Raw genomic sequence first — 2370 nt, 5'->3', positions numbered from 1 at the left:
GGGGCGGGGGGGACGGGGGCGGGGACCCGAACACCATCGAGCTGGTCGTGGCGCAGTACACCGAGGGGACCCAGCCCTACTGGACCGACCTGATCCAGGACTTCGAGGCCGACCACCCCGGCACGAGCGTCCGGCTGCGGGTGATCGGCTGGGACGACCTCCAGAACCAGGTCAACACGATGGTGCAGACCCGGCAGTTCCCCGACATCCTCAACACGAACCTCTTCGCCGACTACGCCGAGGCGGGCCTGCTGCACCCGGCGCGGGACGTGCTGCCCGAGGACAAGTTCACCGACTTCGTCCCGGTCCTGGCCGAGAACGCCTCGCTGGAGGGTGAGCAGTACGCCCTGCCGTTCGTCGCGACGGTGAACGCGATGTACTACAACCGGACCATCTTCGCCGAGGCCGGGATCAGCGAGCCCCCGCGGACCTGGGACGAGTTCCTGGAGGCGGCGGAGCGCGTCAAGGCGCTCCCCGGCGACCACGTCCCCTACGCGCTGGCGCTGGGCTTCGACGGCGGCGACTACGAGTTCGGCACGTGGGCGCGCTCCAACGGCGGCGGCTGGAAGCAGGACGGCGAGTGGACGGTCAACAGCGACCGCAACGTCGCCACGCTGGAGTTCCTCCGGGACCTGGTGGTGGAGCACGAAGCCACCCAGCCCAACCCCGGGCAGACCAACCGCCCAGACGGCACGTGGCCGCTCTTCGCCCAGGGCAGGGCCGCCATGGTGTACGCGCCGCTGGGCGGCAGCGCGTTCCTGGACCCGGTGCACGAGGCGGGCGTGGACTACGGCACGACGACCCACCCGACCAACGGCGGCGCCGAGCCCTCCACCCACGGCATCCAGGACTACCTGGTGGCCTTCGACAACCCCGGCAACCAGGAGCTGGTCACCGAGTTCCTGGACTACTTCTACGAACCGGAGAACTACACCGCCTACCTGGAGGTCGAGGGGCTGCTGCCGACCACCGAGTCCGGCGTCGAGGAGTTCCGCGACGACCCCGACGTGGGGCAGTACGTCGAGCAGATCCCCGAGGCACGGCTGGACCCCACCTACGAACCGGTCTGGGCCCAGCTGCGCGGCACGATGGCCGGGGAGCTGGGCACGGCCGTGGCCCCGGACGGGGACCCGCGCGCCGTCCTGGACAGGGGCCAGGAGATCGCCGCCTCCGGCCCGTGACGGGCGGGGGAGGCGTGGCGGCGGGTGCTCAGCCCAGCGCCCGGGCTCCGATGACCGACAGCAGGTGCAGCCTGTCGTGGCTCTCGCTGCCGGGGACGGCGGTGTAGACGAGCAGCGAGTGGGCCTGGCCGGGGTCGACCAGTCTCTGGCAGTTCAGCTCCAGGGGACCGACCTCGGGGTGCACGAAGTGCTTGACGTGGTGGGGGCGCACACCGATCTCGTGGTCCTCCCACACCCGCCGGAACTCCTCGCTCCGGTCCAGGAGCAGGTCGGCGAGGCGGGCGGCCCGCGAGTCGGGGCCGCGCAGGGTGACGATCTCGCGCAGACCCGAGGCGTACATGCGGGTGAGGAACGGGTGCTCCTCGGGCGCGTAGATCCTTCGGGAGTCGGGATCGGTGAACCACCGGTACCCCGAGCTGCGTTCGGGCCCCGTGAACCGCGTCGTGTCCCCGGTCAGCGCGACGCCCATCGGGGACTGGCGCAGGGTCTCGCCGAGTTCGGTGACGATCTCCGCGGGCGTGTCGTCCAGGCGGTCGAGGACCCGTTGCAGGCCGGGGCTGACGTGGTCGCTGACCGTGCCGCGCGGGGGCGGGTTGTGTCCGGCCAGGCGGAACAGGTGGTCGCGCTCGTCCAGTGACAGGTGCAGCCCCTGGGCGATGGAGGAGAGCATCTGTCCCGACGGCCGCGGTCCGCGCTCCCGCTCCAGCCGCGAGTAGTAGTCGGTCGACATGTGGCACAGCGCGGCGACCTCCTCGCGCCGCAGTCCGCTGGTCCTGCGGCGCTGCCCGCGCGGCAGCCCGACGTCCTCGGGTTGCAGCGCTTCCCGGCGGGTGCGGAGGAACTCGGCCAGCCCGGTGCGATCGATCACGGCACTCCTTCTTCCCAGTGGTGCTGCTCCGTGTCTACCTTGCGCGCGCGGCGGTAACCACGGACCGCCGATCCCCCCTTACCGTCGAGGAGGTGGAAGAGGCGCGAGGGGTGACCCGCCGATCCTGGGATCGGGAGGCCGTGGTTACCGACCCCGCCTTGGGCGGAGGATCGTTCCTGCGCACCGTGCACCAGGTACGGAGGGAGCGGGAACCGCCCGAACGCGCGTCCGTGAGGACACGAGGGAGCAGAGCCATGCCGCGTCGAACCATCGACATCACCGTGCCGGACCTGACCGGGAGGCGCGCGCTCGTCACCGGCG

2 protein-coding genes are annotated in these 2370 nt (G+C 71.5%); one reads left to right on the top strand and one right to left on the bottom strand.

Translation table 11 applies throughout. The annotated features are described in order from the left end of the window. Positions 1-1181: extracellular solute-binding protein (locus DQW06_RS01350; RefSeq protein ID WP_117197815.1), on the top strand; the 1181-nt coding region annotated here is incomplete at its 5' end. A gap of 28 nt (positions 1182-1209) precedes the next feature. Here the strand turns inward: DQW06_RS01350 and DQW06_RS01345 are convergent. After that, positions 1210-2049, bottom strand: a complete 840-nt coding sequence (locus DQW06_RS01345) for a helix-turn-helix transcriptional regulator (protein ID WP_013153395.1) — start codon at positions 2047-2049, stop codon at positions 1210-1212. Positions 2050-2370: the final 321 nt, after the last annotated feature.

It is taken from the genome of Nocardiopsis sp. TNDT3 (genome assembly GCF_003427465.1).
Lineage (GTDB): Bacteria > Actinomycetota > Actinomycetes > Streptosporangiales > Streptosporangiaceae > Nocardiopsis > Nocardiopsis dassonvillei.
This window is presented reverse-complemented; position numbering and strand designations above follow the sequence as displayed.